This is a genomic window from Yersinia sp. 1652 StPb PI (assembly GCF_041538345.1).
GTDB classification, from domain to species: domain Bacteria; phylum Pseudomonadota; class Gammaproteobacteria; order Enterobacterales; family Enterobacteriaceae; genus Yersinia; species Yersinia enterocolitica_E.
Genome location: NZ_JAULSM010000001.1, coordinates 1,110,632 through 1,128,020 on the forward strand (window position 1 = coordinate 1,110,632; position 17,389 = coordinate 1,128,020).

Sequence of the window (17,389 nt, forward strand, 5' to 3'; positions counted from 1 at the left end):
GGGCGGGAGTTTCAGATTATTTATAATATGGGGATAGTCTGCTGATTTTCAAGCCCGCCAACTAACCGAACCAGCGGTGGAACATCAGTTTGATGTAGTCCACCATGCGGCTAAAGAATCCGCCTTCTTTAACTTCATTCATCACCACTAATGGGCGCTGATCAATAGTTTTGCCATCTAACTGGAAGTTAATCATGCCAACAACCTGATTCTTCGCCAGTGGCGCATGAATCTCTGGGGTATTCAGTACATAGCTGGCTTTCAGGTCTTTCATACGGCCACGTGGAATAGTCAGGTAGACGTCTTTATCAACACCCAACTGCACCCGGTCACTGTCGCCGAACCAGACTGGCTCTGACGCAAACTCTTTACCCACTTTCAATGGTGCGACAGTTTCAAAGAAACGGAAGCCCCAGGTCAGTAATTTTTTACTCTCGGTTTCACGACCTTTATAGGTGTGACCGCCCAGCACGGCTGAGATCAAACGCATTTGACCATCGGTAGCGGAGGCCACCAGATTGTAGCCAGCAGCATCGGTATGACCGGTTTTAATACCATCAACATTCAAACTGGTATCCCACAGTAAACCGTTACGGTTCATCTGACGGATATTGTTGAAGGTGAATTCTTTCTCTTTATAAATGGCATACTCATCCGGTACATCGCGAATCAGTGCTTGACCAATCAGCGCCATATCGCGCGCAGAGCTGTACTGGCCTTCAGCATCTAAACCGTGAACTGTTTTGAACTGGGTATTTTGCAGGCCCAGTGCTTTAACGTAGTTGTTCATCAGGTTGACGAATGAGTCCTGGCTGCCAGCAACATAATCAGCCATCGCGACACAGGCGTCATTACCGGATTGCAGATTGATACCCCGAGTCAGTTTAGAAACCGGTACACGGTCACCGGGTTTCAAAAACATCAACGAAGAGCCTTTGAATTCTGGATTGCCGGTTGCCCAGGCATCTTTCCCCACGGTAACCATATCTTCTGGCCCGATTTTGCCTGCTTTGATTGCTTGGCCGATAACATAACTGGTCATCATTTTGGTCAAGCTGGCCGGATTACGACGCGCATCAGCATTCATTTCTGCCAATACTTTGCCGGAGTTGTAATCAATCAGCACATACGCTTCGGAGTCGATCTGTGGCACGCCGGGGATCATGGTTTTCAGATTGACGTCATCAGCGTTTGCAGCAGACGCTGTGCTCATAACAATAACAGTGCTGAGCGCCAGGCTCTTGATAATGCGAGAAGTAGTTACATATTTCATGATCAGGACAACAACATCCGTGGGAGTAAGTTAAGAAAGTGCCACACTATACCATACCCTTACTTACTTAACGTTGTAGCGGCGTTAGCGGCACTCACTCATCCGAATCACATGCTCATCGGGATGCATTCATTTGCGGCCTTGCTGCAACGCCAATAAATTTGGCTATACACCTGTGTGGCGTTTATTGGTTTCACCGTAACATCCTGTTTGCACAGGGGGTTACGGTTATTTTTATCTGACAGACCTTAAATTGCTACAAGGTATGTATGTTTTAAGGCGCCGCGACCACAAATGATTGCTGCTGAGCTTCGCTCGATAGGCGCTGTTGCAGCTCTACGGCTTGTTGGCGGCTACTGAATGGCCCAAGTTGGACACGATGCACGCTACCATTGGTGTCTACTTTACCCGGTACCCCAAAACGTTGGCTCAGGCTTTGCTGCCAGGTTTGCGCCCGTTGAGCATCACTCAACGCACCGACCTGAACCACATAACCACCAGAGGTCGCAGCACCTGTTGTAGCTACTGATGAGGTCACGGGACCGGGGTTGGCAACAACCGGTGGTGTCACCGGCCCTGCACCCTGAGTGGATACAGAATCCACGGCAGGTTCTGAGCTTTCCAACACGCCAGCCGGTACCGGGGTCGATGCCCGCAGGAAGCCGCTACTTTGTGGCGCGACCGGTTGAGTGGCATCCGCACCAGACAAATTACTGTTAGCGATAGGGCGCACTGGCGCACTTACTACGGGGGCATCCTGTTGCACTGGCGTCCCCATCCCGCTGGAGGTCAAGTCCGGGCGACTTGGTAAGGCATAACTTTGCTTGGCAATGGTGGTACCGACCATACCTGGGCCTGACAGCGAGCCATCAGGTGCGACATTGATAAAATCAATTTTCACTTTGGTGTTATTCGAAATATTCAGGCGATCAGCGGCCGCTTTGGATAAATCAATTACTCGCCCAGGGGTATACGGGCCACGGTCATTCACGCGCACCACAATCTGGCGGCCATTACTGACATTGGTGACGCGCACATAACTTGGAATGGGCAAAGTAGGGTGGGCGGCGGTCAATGCATTAGGATCGAACGTTTCGCCAGTGGCGGTTGTATTGCCGTTAGCTTCTTCGCCATACCAAGCGGCAAGACCCACCTGAGTGAAGTTTTGTGGATCTTTAATAATGCTGTAAGACTGGCCATTGGCTTTATAATCCTGATTAAAATTAGGATTAAAGGGTTCATAGCGCGGTTCTGCCCCGCCAATCTCTTCAACCGGGCCGTTGTACGTCTGTTGCACCTGTTGCTGGGGTGCCGGAGGCTGACTGGTACATGCTGATAACAGCACGCCTGCGATGCCTATCCAAAGCCATTCCTTACGCATTGCTCACCTCTATAAATTCTTCGATAACATTTTGCGATGAGTATGTATCGACATCACGATACCAAACCCGGCCATCAGAACTATCAGTGCCGAGCCTCCATAACTGACCAAAGGCAAAGGTACGCCAACCACAGGTAAAATTCCACTGACCATACCTATGTTAACAAACACATATACAAATAGTATCAGCATTAATCCTCCGACCATCACTCGGCCGAAGGTGGTTTGTGCGTGGGCGGCAATCACCAAACCACGCATAATGAGACAGAGATAAAGCGCTAATAGTACCAGCACGCCAATTAAACCTAGCTCCTCTGCCAGTACGGCAAAGATAAAATCAGTATGGCGTTCCGGTAAAAACTCCAGTTGTGACTGAGTCCCGTGTAGCCAGCCTTTCCCTGATAAGCCACCTGAGCCGATGGCGATTTTTGATTGGATAATATGATAACCGGCGCCGAGCGGATCACTTTCCGGGTCCAGCAGCATCATCACGCGGTCGCGCTGATAGCCGTGCATCAGGAAGAACCACAATATCGGGATAAATGCAGCGACCAATACGGCGGCAATAGCGATTAAACGCCAACTCATACCGGAGAGAAACAGTACGAACAGGCCAGAGGCCGCAATCAGGATAGAGGTACCCAAATCGGGCTGAGCGGCAACTAATAAGGTGGGCATAAAGATTAAAATTAGCGCAATACCGGTGTTTTTCAATGAGGGCGGACAGACGTCACGGTTCATAAAGCGAGCCACCATCAGCGGAACCGCAATTTTAGCAATTTCAGAAGGTTGGAAGCGGATAAAACCCAAGTCCAGCCAGCGCTGTGCACCTTTACTTATTTGGCCAAAGGCATCAACCAATACCAACAAAATTACGCACACGAAATAGAGGTAGGGTGCCCAGTTTTCATAGACGCGCGGCGGTATCTGCGCCATAACCAGCATGACAATCAGGCCCATTGCGATTTGGCCAACTTTGCGTTCCATCATGCCGATATCTTGCCCGCTGGCGCTCCACATCACAAAGGCGCTATAAGCCAACAGCGCCAGGATGCAAATCAAAAACGGCAGATCGATGTGCATTTTGTACCACAAAGAGCCTTTTTGTTGATTATCAGTCATGAGTTACCTTAGTCCACTTCAATTAATCTGCTTCAACACCTGGAGGCAGAGGGGCCGCATCCGGTAATTCAGTATTGTTATCACCCAACAAAATGTGGTCGAGAATTTGGCGAGTAATGGTCCCCACCGCAGGCCCGGCACCCCCATTTTCTAAAATCATGGCGACAGATACCGTTGGATTTTCGTAGGGCGCAAACGCAACCATCAATTTATGGTCGCGTAAGTGTTCTGCCACTTTATGGGCATTATAGGTTTCATAGCTATACACCTGGGCGGTACCGGATTTTGCCGCTGCTTTATAAGGTGTACCTTCAAAAAACTTACGCCCCGTTCCGTTCGGACGGTTGGCTACACCATACATGCCATCTTTAGCAATTTCCCAATAACCGGAGTGTATATCACCAATTTGCGTGCGATCTTCTTGTTGATAGGGGACTAACTCTCCATTAATCCGGGTGCTTTGTAGCAGATGTGGCGTTTTAACCGCCCCATCATTAATCAGCGTCATTAACGCTTTTGCCATCTGGATTGGGGTGGCGGTCCAATACCCTTGGCCGATACCCACCGGAATGGTATCCCCTTGGTACCACGGTTTTTTGTGGCGTTTTTGTTTCCACTCACGGGTCGGCATCAGGCCCGCGCGCTCTTCGGATAGATCGATACCGGTATATTCACCGTAGCCGAATTTACTCATCCATGAGGACAAACGGTCAATCCCCATGTCATAGGAAACCTGATAGAAGAAGGTATCCGCCGACTCTTCCAGCGCCTTGGTGACATTCAACCGACCATGACCCCATTTTTTCCAGTCGCGAAAGCGTTTTTCTGAGCCAGGCAGTTGCCACCAGCCAGGGTCAAACAAGCTGGTATTTTTGGTGATAACACCGGCACTCAGGGCAGAAACGGCAATATAAGGTTTTACGGTAGACGCAGGGGGGTAGACACCCTGAGTGGCACGGTTAATCAGCGGGCGGTCAGGATCGTTCAACAACCCCTGATAATCTTTGCTGGAGATCCCATCGACAAATAGGTTCGGGTCATAACTTGGGTTCGATACCAAGGCTAAGATAGCGCCGGTGCGTGGGTCCGTGACCACCACTGCGGCGCGGCTGCCACTCAGCAGTTTTTCAATATAGGTTTGCAGGTGTAAATCAAGCGTCAGGTAAATATCTTTACCGGCCTGCGGCGGCTGCTCATGTAGCTGGCGGATCACCCGGCCACGGTTATTGACTTCAACTTCTTCATAACCGGTTTTGCCGTGTAATACGGATTCATAATAGCGCTCAATACCCAGCTTGCCGATATCGTGGGTTGCGGCATAGTTAGCCAGAATGCCTTCTTTATCCAACCGTTCGACATCTTTATCGTTAATTTTCGATACATAACCGATAACGTGAGTCAGGGCTGAACCATAGGGATAGAAGCGGCGTTGATAGCCTTTGACTTCAATACCGGGGAAGCGGAATTGGTTAACGGCGAAACGGGCGACCTGCACCTCGGTAAGGGGGGTCTTAACGGCAATGGAGGTAAAGCGGCGTGAGCGCTTACGCTCTTTTTCAAAATTAGCGATATCCTCATCCGTCAGATCCACTATCGGGCGTAGTGCATTGAGTGTCGCGGGGAGGTCTTCGATTTTTTCCGGCATCAATTCTAATTGATAAATGGTCCGGTTCATCGCCAACGGGGTGCCGTTGCGATCAAATATCATACCGCGGCTAGGGGCGATAGGGACCAGCTTAATGCGGTTTTCATTGGAACGGGTGCGATAGTCTTCGAAACGCACTATCTGCAAATTGTACAAGTTTACGATCAATATTCCGCTTAGCAGCAGGATACCGAGGAAAGCCACAAGGGCGCGGCGGACAAACAAGGCTGATTCAGCTGAATAGTCGCGAAAAGGGTTAGGTTCTTTTTTCATCCCGCAGCTACTTCATCTTGTCCAAAACCAACACGTTACTCAAAGCCATCACTTTACTCAGGTTCATCGCCGCTTATTCCCGGTGATAAGGGTGATTGGTCGTAATACTCCAGGCGCGATAGAGGCTTTCAGCCACTAAAACACGCACTAAAGGATGGGGTAGCGTAAGCACAGAGAGCGACCAGCTCTGCTCTGCGGCAGCTTTACAGGCTGGGGCTAATCCCTCCGGCCCGCCAATCAGCAGACTGACATCACGGCCGTCCTGCTTCCAGCGTTCTAATTGCTGAGCCAATTGTGGTGTTTCCCAGGGAGTGCCTGGGATATCCAGCGTGACAATGCGGTTATTCTTGCCAACCGCCGCCAGCATCAGTTCGCCTTCTTTTTCCAAAATGCGTTTAATATCCGCATTTTTGCCCCGCTTACCGGCCGGTATTTCTACCAGCTCGAAGGGCATATCTTTGGGAAAGCGGCGCAGGTAATCCATGAAACCTGTCTGCACCCAGTCTGGCATTTTGGTGCCGACAGCCACCAGTTGCAGTTTCACCGCTTAGCTCCAGAGTTTTTCCAGTTCATACAGACGGCGGCTTTCTTCTTGCATGACATGCACAATGATTTCGCCTAAATCCACAACAACCCAGTCAGACACACCCTGGCCTTCTACGCCCAGCGGTATCATGCCTGCAACACGGGATTCCTGCACCAGATTGTCTGCCAGCGCCATAACATGGCGGGTAGAAGTCCCGGTACAGATGATCATGTAATCAGTGATGCTGGACTTACCCTGAACATCCAGAGTGATAATGTCCTGACCTTTCAAGTCATCGAGCTTGTCGATAACAAATTCTTGGAGCGCTTTACCTTGCAAAGGTTCCCCCTCGGGTGATTTCTGTCCATACCCTTCGTACTTGAAGTCGCCGGGGTGTTAGCTGCGCATACTCACTCGAATCACTCACCTGTAGTTGACCCTACATAAATAAGCTCATCGGAATTCGTTCGCTTGCTGCCTACCTGCAACGCCAAGTTCTTTGGGTATATAACGTTCTTCGGTCGTGTTTTGCGAGTGATCCGGCAAACAGTTATTGACATGAACGGTTATAATGTATCGGGTTTCCAGCGAATACCTGAAATTTAGCGGCGGAGTATAACATGGGTGAATGCGTCGCGATATAAACCCTCAGCCGCGAATCGCTTTCATACTTGAAGTCGCAGGGGTGTTCGCTACGTTCACTCACCCGAATCACTTACCTGAGTAAGCTCATCGGGATTTATTCTCTTGCTGCCTACCTGCAACTTCAATTCTTTTGGCGATATAAACCTTGTAACTCAATATATCGCTGGACAGCACGTGGCAGCAGGTCATCGCAGCTTTCACCATTATGACGCCGATGGCGAATATCGGTAGCTGAAATATTCAATAAAGGTGTATCAGCCAGATAGATTAACCCTTGTGGTTGCAGGTTTAATGCTTGCGGATCCAAGACCCGTCGCTCATCAAGCCATTGCTGTAACTCAGGTGTTTCCAGCGTTTGTGAGTAACCAGGGCGGGCGCAAACCAGCAAATGGCACACATCCAATATCGATTGCCAGCGATGCCATTTATGCAGCGACAATAATGAATCCTGCCCAATGATAAACGCTAAAGGCAGTTCAACACCACGTTCTTTACGCAGTGATTCCAGGGTATCAATGGTGAATGAGGGGGTATCGCGCAATAACTCCCGCGAGTCGACGCTGAACAGCGGGTTACCGGCTACCGCCAGTTCCACCATTTTCAGCCGTTGCTGTGCATTGGCCTCGGGTTGTGGGCGGTGAGGTGGGACATTATTGGGTAATAAAATAATATGTTGCAGACCCACTTGTTGAGCCAATGCTTCAACCGGCGTCAAGTGGCCGTAATGAATGGGGTCAAAGGTACCGCCGAACAGGGCATGTAGGGCGCGAGTCGGGGATTTATTGGGCATCAAAAAAGCTCTCAGGTAATATTTTGCCACACATCAGCATAGATAGCGTTTCTAATTCAGGCCAAATTGACTGACCATAATCCTGTTTCAAGCGAACTTCTATCTGTGCCAGCAAATGAACGGCTTGTTGCAATTGTGGCAGCGAAAGGCGTTGCAGAGCCTGTGTCATCATGGGCCGGCGATTTTGCCACACTTTTAATTGATCAAATAGCGTGCGCAGTGGCACCTGATCCATGCGGCGCTTTAACGTTAGCAGCAAGAGCAGTTCTCGCTGTAAGGTGCGCAGCAAAATAACCGGTTCACTCTCTTCCTGCTGCAATTGTTGCAGGATATGCCAGGCGCGTTTGCTTTTGCCTGCTATTAGAGCATCGAGCCAGTGGTAAGGGGTGAAATGCGCGGCATCATTGACCGCTTGCTCAACTTTAGGCAGCGTCAGTTTACCGTCAGGGTAGAGCAACGATAACCGTTCCAAAGCTTGTGATAGCGCCAGCAGATTGCCTTCGTAGCAGTAACAAAGCAGTTGAATGGCGGGGTCATCGACCTCCAGATTCAGGCTTTTGGCCCGTGTACTGACCCAACGTGGCAGTTGTGCCTGCTCCGGCGTTTGGCAACTGACCAATACGCCATTGCTACCGAGTGCTTTAAACCAGGCACTGTTTTCTTGTGCTTTGGTTAGTTTATTTGCGCGCAAAATCAATAAAATATCTGGATGTAACAGGCCCGATAACTTGACCAATTGTTCGTTCATTGGTGCGGTTAAACCACTGTCAGGGAAGCTCAGCGTTAATGTCTGGCGGCTGGCAAATAGACTGAGTGCCTGACAAAGACTAAAGATATTGTCCCACTCGGTATGAGTATCCAGCGCAAAACTGAAATGTTCGGTGAAATCATGCTCTATTGCTACCCGACGAATGTGGTCCTGACTTTCTTGTAACAGCAATGGCTCATTGCCGCATAACAGATAGCAAGCGCGCAGCCCCTCATGGAGCTGCGCGACAAGTTGTTCAGGATAGACTCGGATCATTGGGCCGGGGTACTGACTGCGGGTTTGCCAATATTGATTTCTTTAGTTTCTGCCATCTTGGCGGCGCCTGTTGCTGTATTATTACCAACCGGCTTGTCACCATTTTCTTGCGCATTTTTGACTTCTGCAGCATGTACGGTCAGAAGCTGACGCACTAACTGCTGAGCGGCTTGTTCACGCATTTCCTGACGGAGAACCTGAGCTTCAGCATCTTTGGCGAGCGCTGTTAACGGGTTATCGAAGAATGTGCGGAAGATATTAACCCGTAATGGGTAAATATCATGGCCCGGTATCAATACCTGCGCCTGCACATGCAACACTAACTGATACTCCGCCGTTACCCCGTTGCGGAAGATTGACACGGTATCCTGATTTTCTGATGAACCAAGGATCCGCAAGGCGGGTAAGTCTTTACGCATCGGGTCATCAACAATGGTGACATTGCTTAAACGCAACTGTTGACGTACAGCTCGGGTTAACGGGCCATAAGGGTCACTACTTTCCAGCAACAGTTTTTGCAGTTCAGGTGGCACCTGAGTGGTGCCTCGCAGATTAAAGCCACAGCCAGCGGTGACCAGCACCGCTAACCCCAGCAACAATGTCAGAATACGATGTCGCACAACTCCTCCTTGTCTTAACCTACAACCAGGTTAAGCAGTTTGCCAGGGACGTAGATTACTTTACGCACAGTAACCCCATCCAGGTATTTAGCCACCAGGTGCTCTTGACCAGCGCGTTCGCGAACTTGCTGTTCAGTGGCATCGGCAGGCACAGTAATTCTGCCACGCACTTTACCATTAACCTGTACGACTACTAATTTAGAGTCTTCGACCATCGCCTGTTCATCAGCAATTGGCCATGGTGCGGTATCGATATCACCTTCACCACCGAGAGCTTGCCACAAACTGAAGCAAACGTGCGGGGTGAATGGATAAAGCATACGTACCACTGCCAGTAATGCTTCTTGCAGCAGAGCACGATCTTGCTCAGTTTCCTGAGGTGCACGGCCCAGCTTGTTCATCAACTCCATCACCGCAGCGATGGCGGTGTTGAAGGTTTGACGGCGGCCCACGTCATCAGTGACTTTGGCAATCGTTTTGTGCAGATCACGACGCAGTGATTTTTGCTCTTCTGTCAGGCTGGCAATATCCAGCGGCGCAGTTGCACCTTTGGCAGTGCTTTCAAACACCAGACGCCAGACACGTTTTAAGAAGCGGTTAGCCCCTTCAACGCCAGACTCCTGCCATTCCAACGTCATTTCTGCCGGCGATGCAAACATCATAAACAGGCGCACAGTATCGGCACCGTATTTTTCTACCATAACTTGCGGGTCGATACCGTTGTTTTTCGATTTCGACATTTTGCTCATACCGGCATACACCAGTTCATGGCCTTGCGCGTCGGTCGCTTTAACAATCCGCCCTTTCTCATCACGCTCGACAATAGCATCAGCCGGTGAAACCCAGATACGTTCACCGCTGGTACCGGTGTAGTAGAAGGCGTCAGCCAATACCATGCCTTGGCACAACAGGCGTTTGGCTGGTTCGTCGGAGTTCACCAGACCGGCATCACGCAATAGTTTGTGGAAGAAACGGAAGTACATCAGGTGCATGATGGCGTGTTCAATACCGCCTACATACTGATCAACGGGCAGCCAGTAGTTGGCGGCGGCAGGGTCCAGCATGCCTTCGTCAAATTGTGGGCAGGTGTAGCGTGCGTAATACCAAGATGATTCCATAAAGGTATCGAAAGTATCCGTTTCACGCAGGCCCGGCATCCCGTTAACGGTGGTTTTCGCCCACTCGGGATTAGCCTTGATCGGGCTGGTAATACCGTCCATTACAACATCTTCTGGCAGGATAACCGGCAGTTGGTCTTCTGGTGTTGGCACGACGGTGCCATCTTCCAATGTCACCATTGGGATAGGCGCACCCCAATAACGCTGACGTGATACACCCCAATCGCGCAGGCGATAATTCACTTTACGCTGGCCAACACCGAGAGCCACCAGTTTGTCAGCAATGGCATTAAAGCCCGCTTCATAATCCAGACCGTCGAACTCGCCGGAGTTGAACAGGGTGCCTTTTTCGGTCATGGCTTCCTGACTCAAATCAGGCTCGCTACCGTCAGCGGCTAAAATAACGGGCTTGATTGGCAGGTGGTATTTGGTGGCAAATTCCCAGTCACGGGCATCGTGGCCTGGAACCGCCATTACCGCGCCAGTACCGTAATCCATCAAGACAAAGTTAGCGGCCCAGATAGCCAGCTTCTCACCTGTCAGTGGATGGATGGCGTATAGGCCGGTCGCCATGCCTTTTTTCTCCATCGTTGCCATTTCAGCTTCGGCAACTTTGGTATTGCGACATTCAGCCACAAAATCAGCCAGCGCCGGGTTGGTGGCAGCCGCTTGCAGTGACAGTGGGTGACCGGCAGCAACCGCTACATAGGTCACACCCATAAAGGTGTCTGGGCGGGTGGTATAAACTGACAGTTTTTCTTCGCTATCTTGCACGTCGAAAACGATATCAACCCCTTCGGAGCGGCCAATCCAGTTGCGTTGCATGGTTTTCACCTGCTCCGGCCAGCTTTCCAGAGTGTCCAGATCATTAAGCAACTGATCAGCGTAATCGGTGATTTTAATAAACCACTGCGGGATCTCTTTGCGTTCAACCTTGGTATCACAACGCCAACAGCAGCCGTCGATCACTTGTTCGTTGGCTAACACGGTCATATCTTGTGGACACCAGTTAACCGCAGAGGTCTTTTTGTAGACCATGCCTTTTTCATACAACTTGGTGAAGAACCACTGTTCCCAACGGTAATAGTCAGGTTTACAGGTGGCAATCTCGCGATCCCAGTCGTAACCGAAGCCCAGTAGTTTCAACTGGTTCTTCATATATTCGATGTTGTCGTAAGTCCATGGGGCCGGTGCGGTGTTATTTTTAACTGCTGCACCTTCTGCCGGCAGGCCAAACGCATCCCAGCCAATCGGCTGTAGGACGTTCTTGCCCAGCATACGTTGGTAGCGTGAGATAACATCACCAATGGTGTAGTTACGAACGTGCCCCATATGTAGGCGTCCTGAAGGGTATGGCAGCATAGATAGGCAGTAATATTTTTCTTTGCTGGTATCTTCAGTGACTTTAAATGTTTGCTTCTCTTGCCAGTGAAGCTGTACTTGCGTTTCGATATCTTCTGGGCGGTATTGCTCTTGCATGGCGGCCAGTGGTCCTATAGTGAAAAACAGCTACGCCTGTAGCATCATCTGTTTCATATCATAAAGAGAGATCCGCATAGCATAGCTGATAAGCGGCAGGCGCAACAACACTCAGCATCCCGCAGAACGGTTTTTCTGCGCGGTGAATGGCAGAAATCATCAAAGTGAGGGAGTAACAACCTTATGATGACGTGACTTCAGTCATTTACGGCTAAAATAATAAACGTTAGCTTTAATATCAGAGTAAGTACCAGCAGACAACAGCAGCGGGGCAACCATAAGCAGGCGAGAGATTGGCTCTATCACTATTTTCTTTGTAACAACCTTTGCTGTACCACAATCGCGGATCGAGGAGACAGTATGAACAAGGTAGCTCAATATTATCGTGAGTTGGTGGCATCACTGACTGAACGCTTGAAAAATGGTGAACGTGATATCGATAAGCTGGTGGAAAGCGCCGAGCAGCGGTTAGACGCAGTAGAAGAGTTGAGCCGCAGTGAGGTTGAGCAAATCATTCAGGCGGTGCGCCGCGATCTGGAGGAGTTTGCCCGTAGTTATGAAGAGAGTAAGGACGAATTCACTGATAGTGTATTTATGCGGGTGATTAAAGAGAGCCTGTGGCAGGAGCTGGCGGATATCACTGACAAAACACAGCTAGAGTGGCGTGAAGTGTTTAAAGATGTCAGCCACCATGGGGTGTATCACAGTGGTGAGGTGGTTGGATTAGGGAATCTGGTGTGTGAAAAGTGCCACCATCACCTGGCTTTCTATACCCCTGAAGTGTTGCCGCTCTGCCCTAAGTGTGGGCATGATCAATTTAACCGCCGGCCATTCCAGCCCTAACATTAATTTGGGCTAAAAAGAGACACTCCGCAGTGGCGGAGTGTCATTCGATTATTCGCTGTAGCGGGCAACCCGTTCAACCAGCAAATCAATAAATCCTTTCCTGTCGATACCCATCAACACTTCTGCATTAGGCACATTATCTGTGAGCTGGTAATAATCGACCACCGTCATGCCTTGGGTGTATTCACCACGCGTTTCGATGCCGACCCAGCGTTCAATGCTAGTGAATAACTCGGGGGCTAATAACCAGGCAATGGTGCAAGGGTCATGTAGCGGGGCACCTTGAAAACCCCAGCGTTCCTGGCGGTGATACAGCATGAAGAAGTCCAGTAAGTCTGCTACCACGTCGGCGACCGGATTATTCAACTGACGAATGCGATCGATATCTTCATCCATCACTTGTGCCTGATGGGTCACATCCAACCCGGCCATAGTAATCGGAATACCTGATTTAAATACCCGATCAGCGGCCTCAGGGTCGACAAAAATATTAAATTCAGCAGCGGCGGTCCAGTTTCCTAGCATCACGGCCCCCCCCATGATGACGATACGCTCTATTTTGGCCGTCAGAGCGCCATGACCGGCCAGCAGCAAGGCAATGTTAGTCAATGGACCTGTCGCCACAAGGGTCACCGGATGAGGGCTGGCACGCAATATTCTCGCCATTAGCTCCACCGCATTGTCAGTTTGCGGGGCAAAATCTGGATCCGGTAATGAGGGGCCATCTAACCCGCTTTCACCGTGAACATTGTCGGCAATAATCAATTCGCGCAGTAATGGTTTGAGTGCGCCGCCTGCCACCGGAATATCCTGACGCTTGAGCAGTGTCAGAATGCGCAGGGCATTACGCAAAGTTTTGTCGGGAGTTTGGTTACCGGCACAAGTGGTAACCGCTGCTACGTTGAGTTCGGGGGAGGCCAACGCCAGAATCAATGCAATAGCATCGTCATGGCCGGGATCGCAATCAATGATAATAGAGCGGGGCATCACTTTTCCTCTTGTTAGTCACAGTGTTAACCAGAGGATGCGCACAAAAAAACGGATAAGCAATCACGCAGGGCGTAAAAAGAGAACAGGCGCAAATTCCTCCCCTACGGATGCAGGGGAGGCAATATGATTAATGCAGGATTTTTGCCAGGAAGTCTTTGGCGCGATCTGATTTAGGATTATTAAAGAAATCATCTTTGTTGCTGTCTTCGACGATTTTCCCTTCATCCATAAAAATAACGCGGTTAGCCACTTTGCGGGCGAAGCCCATTTCGTGGGTAACTACCATCATGGTCATCCCTTCCAATGCCAGTTTGACCATCACGTCCAACACTTCGTTGATCATTTCCGGGCCAAGTGCGGAGGTGGGTTCATCAAACAGCATGGCAATGGGGTCCATGCAGAGTGCACGGGCAATTGCCACGCGCTGCTGCTGGCCACCCGATAACTGAGAAGGAAATTTATCTGCATGGGTAGAAAGGCCCACGCGATCTAACAGTTTCAACCCCTTTTCACGCGCTTCTGCTTTATCACGTTTGAGTACTTTGATTTGCGCCAGCGTCAGATTTTCAATGATAGACAGGTGTGGGAACAGCTCGAAATGTTGGAACACCATGCCCACTTTGGAACGCAGTTGGGCCAGATTGGTACCTTTATCATTCACACCAATACCATTAACTGTAATGCTGCCTTTTTGAATAGGTTCCAGCCCATTAACAGTTTTGATTAAGGTTGATTTGCCTGAGCCTGAAGGACCACAGACCACCACAACCTCACCTTTTTTAACTTCGGTGGTGCAGTCAGCCAGCACCTGAAAGTGGCCGTACCACTTAGAAACATTTTTCAGGGAAATCATCAAACAGTCCTTTTCTTCAAATAGTTAACCAGCATCGACGCGGCAATACTGATAACGAAATAAACCAAACCGGCAAACAGCACCATTTCGACCTGAGTACCGTCCCGCTCGCCAATGGTGGTGGCGGTGCGGAAGAAATCGGCCAGGCTAAGGACATACACCAGTGAAGTATCCTGAAATAACACTATCCCCTGAGTTAACAGGAGCGGCACCATTGCGCGGAAAGCCTGGGGCAGGATAACCAGCCGCATTGACTGCCCATGGGTCATGCCCAATGCCAGCGCAGCAGAGGATTGCCCACGGGAAATACTCATGATCCCGGCGCGGATAATTTCCGAGTAATAGGCCGCTTCAAACAGCGAAAAGGCTACCATGGCTGAGATTAACCGAATATCAGTTTTTGGTGATAAGCCCAGCACATTTTGTAATAAGCTCGGGACAACCAAATAAAACCACAGCAGCACCATCACCAACGGAATAGAGCGGAACACGTTGACATAGGCAGTTGCAAACCAACTGATGGCTTTAATCGGCGACAAGCGCATGACCGCCAGAACTGTCCCCCAGATAATGCCAAATACGATAGCGGTAATGGTTATCTTGGCGGTGACCACTAACCCTTGCAGCAGATAGGGCATGCTGGGGGCGATAGAACTCCAATCAAATTCGTACATTATTTACTCCCCAGATTGCCGGGTAACTGCACTTTCTTCTCAACTAATCGCATCAACAGCATGATCACGGCGTTGATCAGTACATAACCAAGAGTGATGGCGGTGAAGGACTCATAGGCGTGAGCTGAATAATCCAGCAATTTACCTGCTTGAGCGGCCATATCGACCAATCCGATTGTTGAAGCAATGGCGGAGTTTTTTACCAGGTTGAGCATTTCTGAGGTCATCGGGGGAATGATCACCCGATAAGCATTGGGCAGTAACACATAGCGATAGGTTTGTGGCAGGGTCAACCCCATAGCCAACCCCGCTGCTTTCTGGCCTCGAGGCAGTGACTGAATCCCGGCACGGACTTGTTCACAAACACGTGCTGCGGTAAATAAGCCAAGGCAAAGCATCGATGAAAGAAAGAACTGTATATTCGGGTCAAGTTCACTTTTAAACCACATGCCAATATCAACTGGCAACAGTTCAGGTACCACCAGATACCAGGTAAAGAATTGCACAATCAAGGGTACGTTACGAAACAGCTCAACGTAGCAGGTCCCAATCCCTGACAGGACTCGATTGGGCACGGTTCTTAAAATACCAAACAGTGAACCGACAAAAAACGCGATCACCCAGGCGCACAGTGATAAAGCGACGGTGACTTGAAAGCCGGACCAGATCCAGCCGAGGTAGGTGGTATTGCCGAAGGGGGCAGGTTGCAAGAAGATGCCCCAGTTCCAGTCTATTGACATAACAAACTCCCTTAAAAGGATGGATAAGCCATCCTGATGACTGATGATTTAATGCGTGGCGACCTTGAGGACTCACAAAAAAATGCGGAGTGGGGAACGGCCACCCCGCATTCATTTCCTGTATCCCAATCGGCCCATCATCAATCGAATCGAGCAGGCAACCGCCCGCCCTGATTATTATTGTTAGTTCAATGCTTTATCGTTAGGTGCTTTGAACAGCGCCTTCATTTCATCAGACAGTGAGAAATTCAGGTTAAGATTTTTAGGTGGAATTGGGTTTTTGAACCAGCGATCGAATGATTTTTCAGCGACACCAGAAGTTTGTGCACTGGCAATGGTTTCATCCAATAAGGCTTTAAAGGCCGGATCATTTTTGCGCAACATACAGCCGTAAGCTTCCTGAGACTGCGGAGTACCGACGATATCCCATTGGTCTGGTTTCTTGGCTTTGGCTCGCTCACCGGCTAGCAGAGCATCATCCATCATAAAGGCCACTGCGCGGCCACTTTCCAAGGTGCGGAAAGAGTCACCGTGGTCTTTGGCGCTGATGATGCGCATATCCATTTTGTCTTTTTCATTTAGTTTATTCAGCAGAACTTCAGATGTAGTACCTGAAGTTACAACCACTGCTTTACCGGCCAAATCTTTGAAATCTTTAACTTCAGACCCTTTTTTGGTCAGTAAACGGGTACCGACGACAAAAATGGTATTACTGAACGCCGCTTGTTGCTGACGCTCCAGATTATTGGTGGTGGAACCACACTCAAAGTCAAAGGTGCCGTTTTGCAGTAGTGGAATACGGTTCTGCGAGGTGATTGGGATCAGTTTGACCTGTAAGTCTGGAGCATTAAGTTTTTTCTTAACTGCATCAATGATCAGATTAGAATAATCTTGTGCGTAACCAACAACTTTCTGCTGATTATCGTAATAAGAGAAGGGAACGGAAGATTCACGGTGACCCACTACGATAACGCCACTGTCTTTAATCTTTTTCAGAGTATCAGCCTGGGCTTCAGCTTTCGCTGCGGGTTGTGCTGCCGCTTCTTCTGCTTGGGCTACGCCACTTGCCATCCCAGCTAACAGTAGCGCTAACGCCAATTTACGCATATGCATGGTCCAACTCCTTTGCTGTTGTTTTATTACTTGATGTTGTGATGCTAAAAATACGTTGTTGCTAAATCTCGTCAGGCGAGAAATCGTTTTGTTTCGTTTCAGCGGTACAACCACCGATGTTTTGTTGGCCGGTACGTGGTTTTCGCTGTTACTTGTATCAGATTATCTTTAAAAAATAGCCAAATGTTATGCGAATGATGAATAAATGTTTGTTTTTTGGGACGCAAATCGCACCAAATAGAGGCAATAAAACAGCAATGCACTTCTATGGTGCGGG

16 protein-coding genes are annotated in these 17,389 nt (G+C 49.5%); 1 reads left to right on the forward strand and 15 read right to left on the reverse strand.

What is annotated here, in order from left to right; genetic code table 11:
* Positions 1–61: 61 nt before the first annotated feature.
* The 10 genes from dacA to leuS form a co-directional block, all read right to left on the reverse strand.
* Positions 62–1,273, reverse strand: coding sequence for a D-alanyl-D-alanine carboxypeptidase DacA (gene dacA / locus Q2T71_RS05035; protein ID WP_083159682.1), 1,212 nt, complete (start codon positions 1,271–1,273; stop codon positions 62–64).
* Positions 1,274–1,547: 274 nt separating this feature from the next.
* Complete coding sequence (gene rlpA, locus Q2T71_RS05040) at positions 1,548–2,654, reverse strand: endolytic peptidoglycan transglycosylase RlpA (RefSeq protein ID WP_372558325.1); 1,107 nt, start codon at positions 2,652–2,654, stop codon at positions 1,548–1,550.
* Between the two features lie 9 nt (positions 2,655–2,663).
* Complete coding sequence (gene mrdB, locus Q2T71_RS05045; protein ID WP_005182719.1) at positions 2,664–3,776, reverse strand: peptidoglycan glycosyltransferase MrdB; 1,113 nt, start codon at positions 3,774–3,776, stop codon at positions 2,664–2,666.
* Between the two features lie 22 nt (positions 3,777–3,798).
* A complete protein-coding gene (gene mrdA / locus Q2T71_RS05050; RefSeq protein WP_372558326.1) occupies positions 3,799–5,694 on the reverse strand; it encodes a peptidoglycan DD-transpeptidase MrdA in 1,896 nt (631 codons plus the stop codon).
* Between the two features lie 73 nt (positions 5,695–5,767).
* Positions 5,768–6,238: a 23S rRNA (pseudouridine(1915)-N(3))-methyltransferase RlmH gene (gene rlmH, locus Q2T71_RS05055; protein WP_083159676.1), complete on the reverse strand. Its 471-nt coding sequence runs from the start codon at positions 6,236–6,238 to the stop codon at positions 5,768–5,770.
* Positions 6,239–6,241: 3 nt separating this feature from the next.
* Positions 6,242–6,559, reverse strand: coding sequence for a ribosome silencing factor (rsfS, locus tag Q2T71_RS05060; RefSeq protein ID WP_083159674.1), 318 nt, complete (start codon positions 6,557–6,559; stop codon positions 6,242–6,244).
* Between the two features lie 427 nt (positions 6,560–6,986).
* Positions 6,987–7,655, reverse strand: a complete 669-nt coding sequence (nadD, locus tag Q2T71_RS05065; RefSeq protein WP_372558327.1) for a nicotinate-nucleotide adenylyltransferase — start codon at positions 7,653–7,655, stop codon at positions 6,987–6,989.
* Positions 7,645–8,679, reverse strand: coding sequence for a DNA polymerase III subunit delta (gene holA, locus Q2T71_RS05070; RefSeq protein ID WP_372558328.1), 1,035 nt, complete (start codon positions 8,677–8,679; stop codon positions 7,645–7,647). Before holA ends, nadD begins: the two co-directional genes overlap by 11 nt.
* Complete coding sequence (gene lptE, locus Q2T71_RS05075) at positions 8,676–9,299, reverse strand: LPS assembly lipoprotein LptE (RefSeq protein WP_083159667.1); 624 nt, start codon at positions 9,297–9,299, stop codon at positions 8,676–8,678. The genes holA and lptE overlap by 4 nt, the downstream gene beginning before the upstream one ends.
* A gap of 14 nt (positions 9,300–9,313) precedes the next feature.
* The gene (gene leuS, locus Q2T71_RS05080) at positions 9,314–11,896 is read right to left on the reverse strand and encodes a leucine--tRNA ligase (RefSeq protein WP_083159665.1); all 2,583 of its coding nucleotides are present in this window, start codon (positions 11,894–11,896) and stop codon (positions 9,314–9,316) included.
* A gap of 360 nt (positions 11,897–12,256) precedes the next feature.
* On the opposite strand from leuS, the gene Q2T71_RS05085 reads away from it, so the two are divergent.
* Positions 12,257–12,739, forward strand: coding sequence for a zinc ribbon-containing protein (locus Q2T71_RS05085; protein WP_372558329.1), 483 nt, complete (start codon positions 12,257–12,259; stop codon positions 12,737–12,739).
* A gap of 51 nt (positions 12,740–12,790) precedes the next feature.
* Here Q2T71_RS05085 and rihA read toward each other — a convergent pair whose 3' ends face one another.
* The 5 genes from rihA to Q2T71_RS05110 form a co-directional block, all read right to left on the reverse strand.
* Positions 12,791–13,729, reverse strand: a complete 939-nt coding sequence (gene rihA, locus Q2T71_RS05090) for a pyrimidine-specific ribonucleoside hydrolase RihA (RefSeq protein ID WP_372558330.1) — start codon at positions 13,727–13,729, stop codon at positions 12,791–12,793.
* A gap of 130 nt (positions 13,730–13,859) precedes the next feature.
* Positions 13,860–14,585, reverse strand: coding sequence for an amino acid ABC transporter ATP-binding protein (locus Q2T71_RS05095; protein WP_372558331.1), 726 nt, complete (start codon positions 14,583–14,585; stop codon positions 13,860–13,862).
* The gene (gltK, locus tag Q2T71_RS05100; RefSeq protein ID WP_032905734.1) at positions 14,585–15,259 is read right to left on the reverse strand and encodes a glutamate/aspartate ABC transporter permease GltK; all 675 of its coding nucleotides are present in this window, start codon (positions 15,257–15,259) and stop codon (positions 14,585–14,587) included. The genes Q2T71_RS05095 and gltK overlap by 1 nt, the downstream gene beginning before the upstream one ends.
* Positions 15,259–15,999 carry an amino acid ABC transporter permease gene (locus tag Q2T71_RS05105; RefSeq protein ID WP_372558332.1) on the reverse strand — a complete coding sequence of 247 codons (741 nt, stop codon included), beginning with the start codon at positions 15,997–15,999 and terminating at the stop codon, positions 15,259–15,261. Before Q2T71_RS05105 ends, gltK begins: the two co-directional genes overlap by 1 nt.
* 183 nt (positions 16,000–16,182) lie before the next feature.
* The gene (locus Q2T71_RS05110) at positions 16,183–17,112 is read right to left on the reverse strand and encodes an amino acid ABC transporter substrate-binding protein (RefSeq protein ID WP_083159659.1); all 930 of its coding nucleotides are present in this window, start codon (positions 17,110–17,112) and stop codon (positions 16,183–16,185) included.
* Positions 17,113–17,389 lie beyond the last annotated feature (277 nt).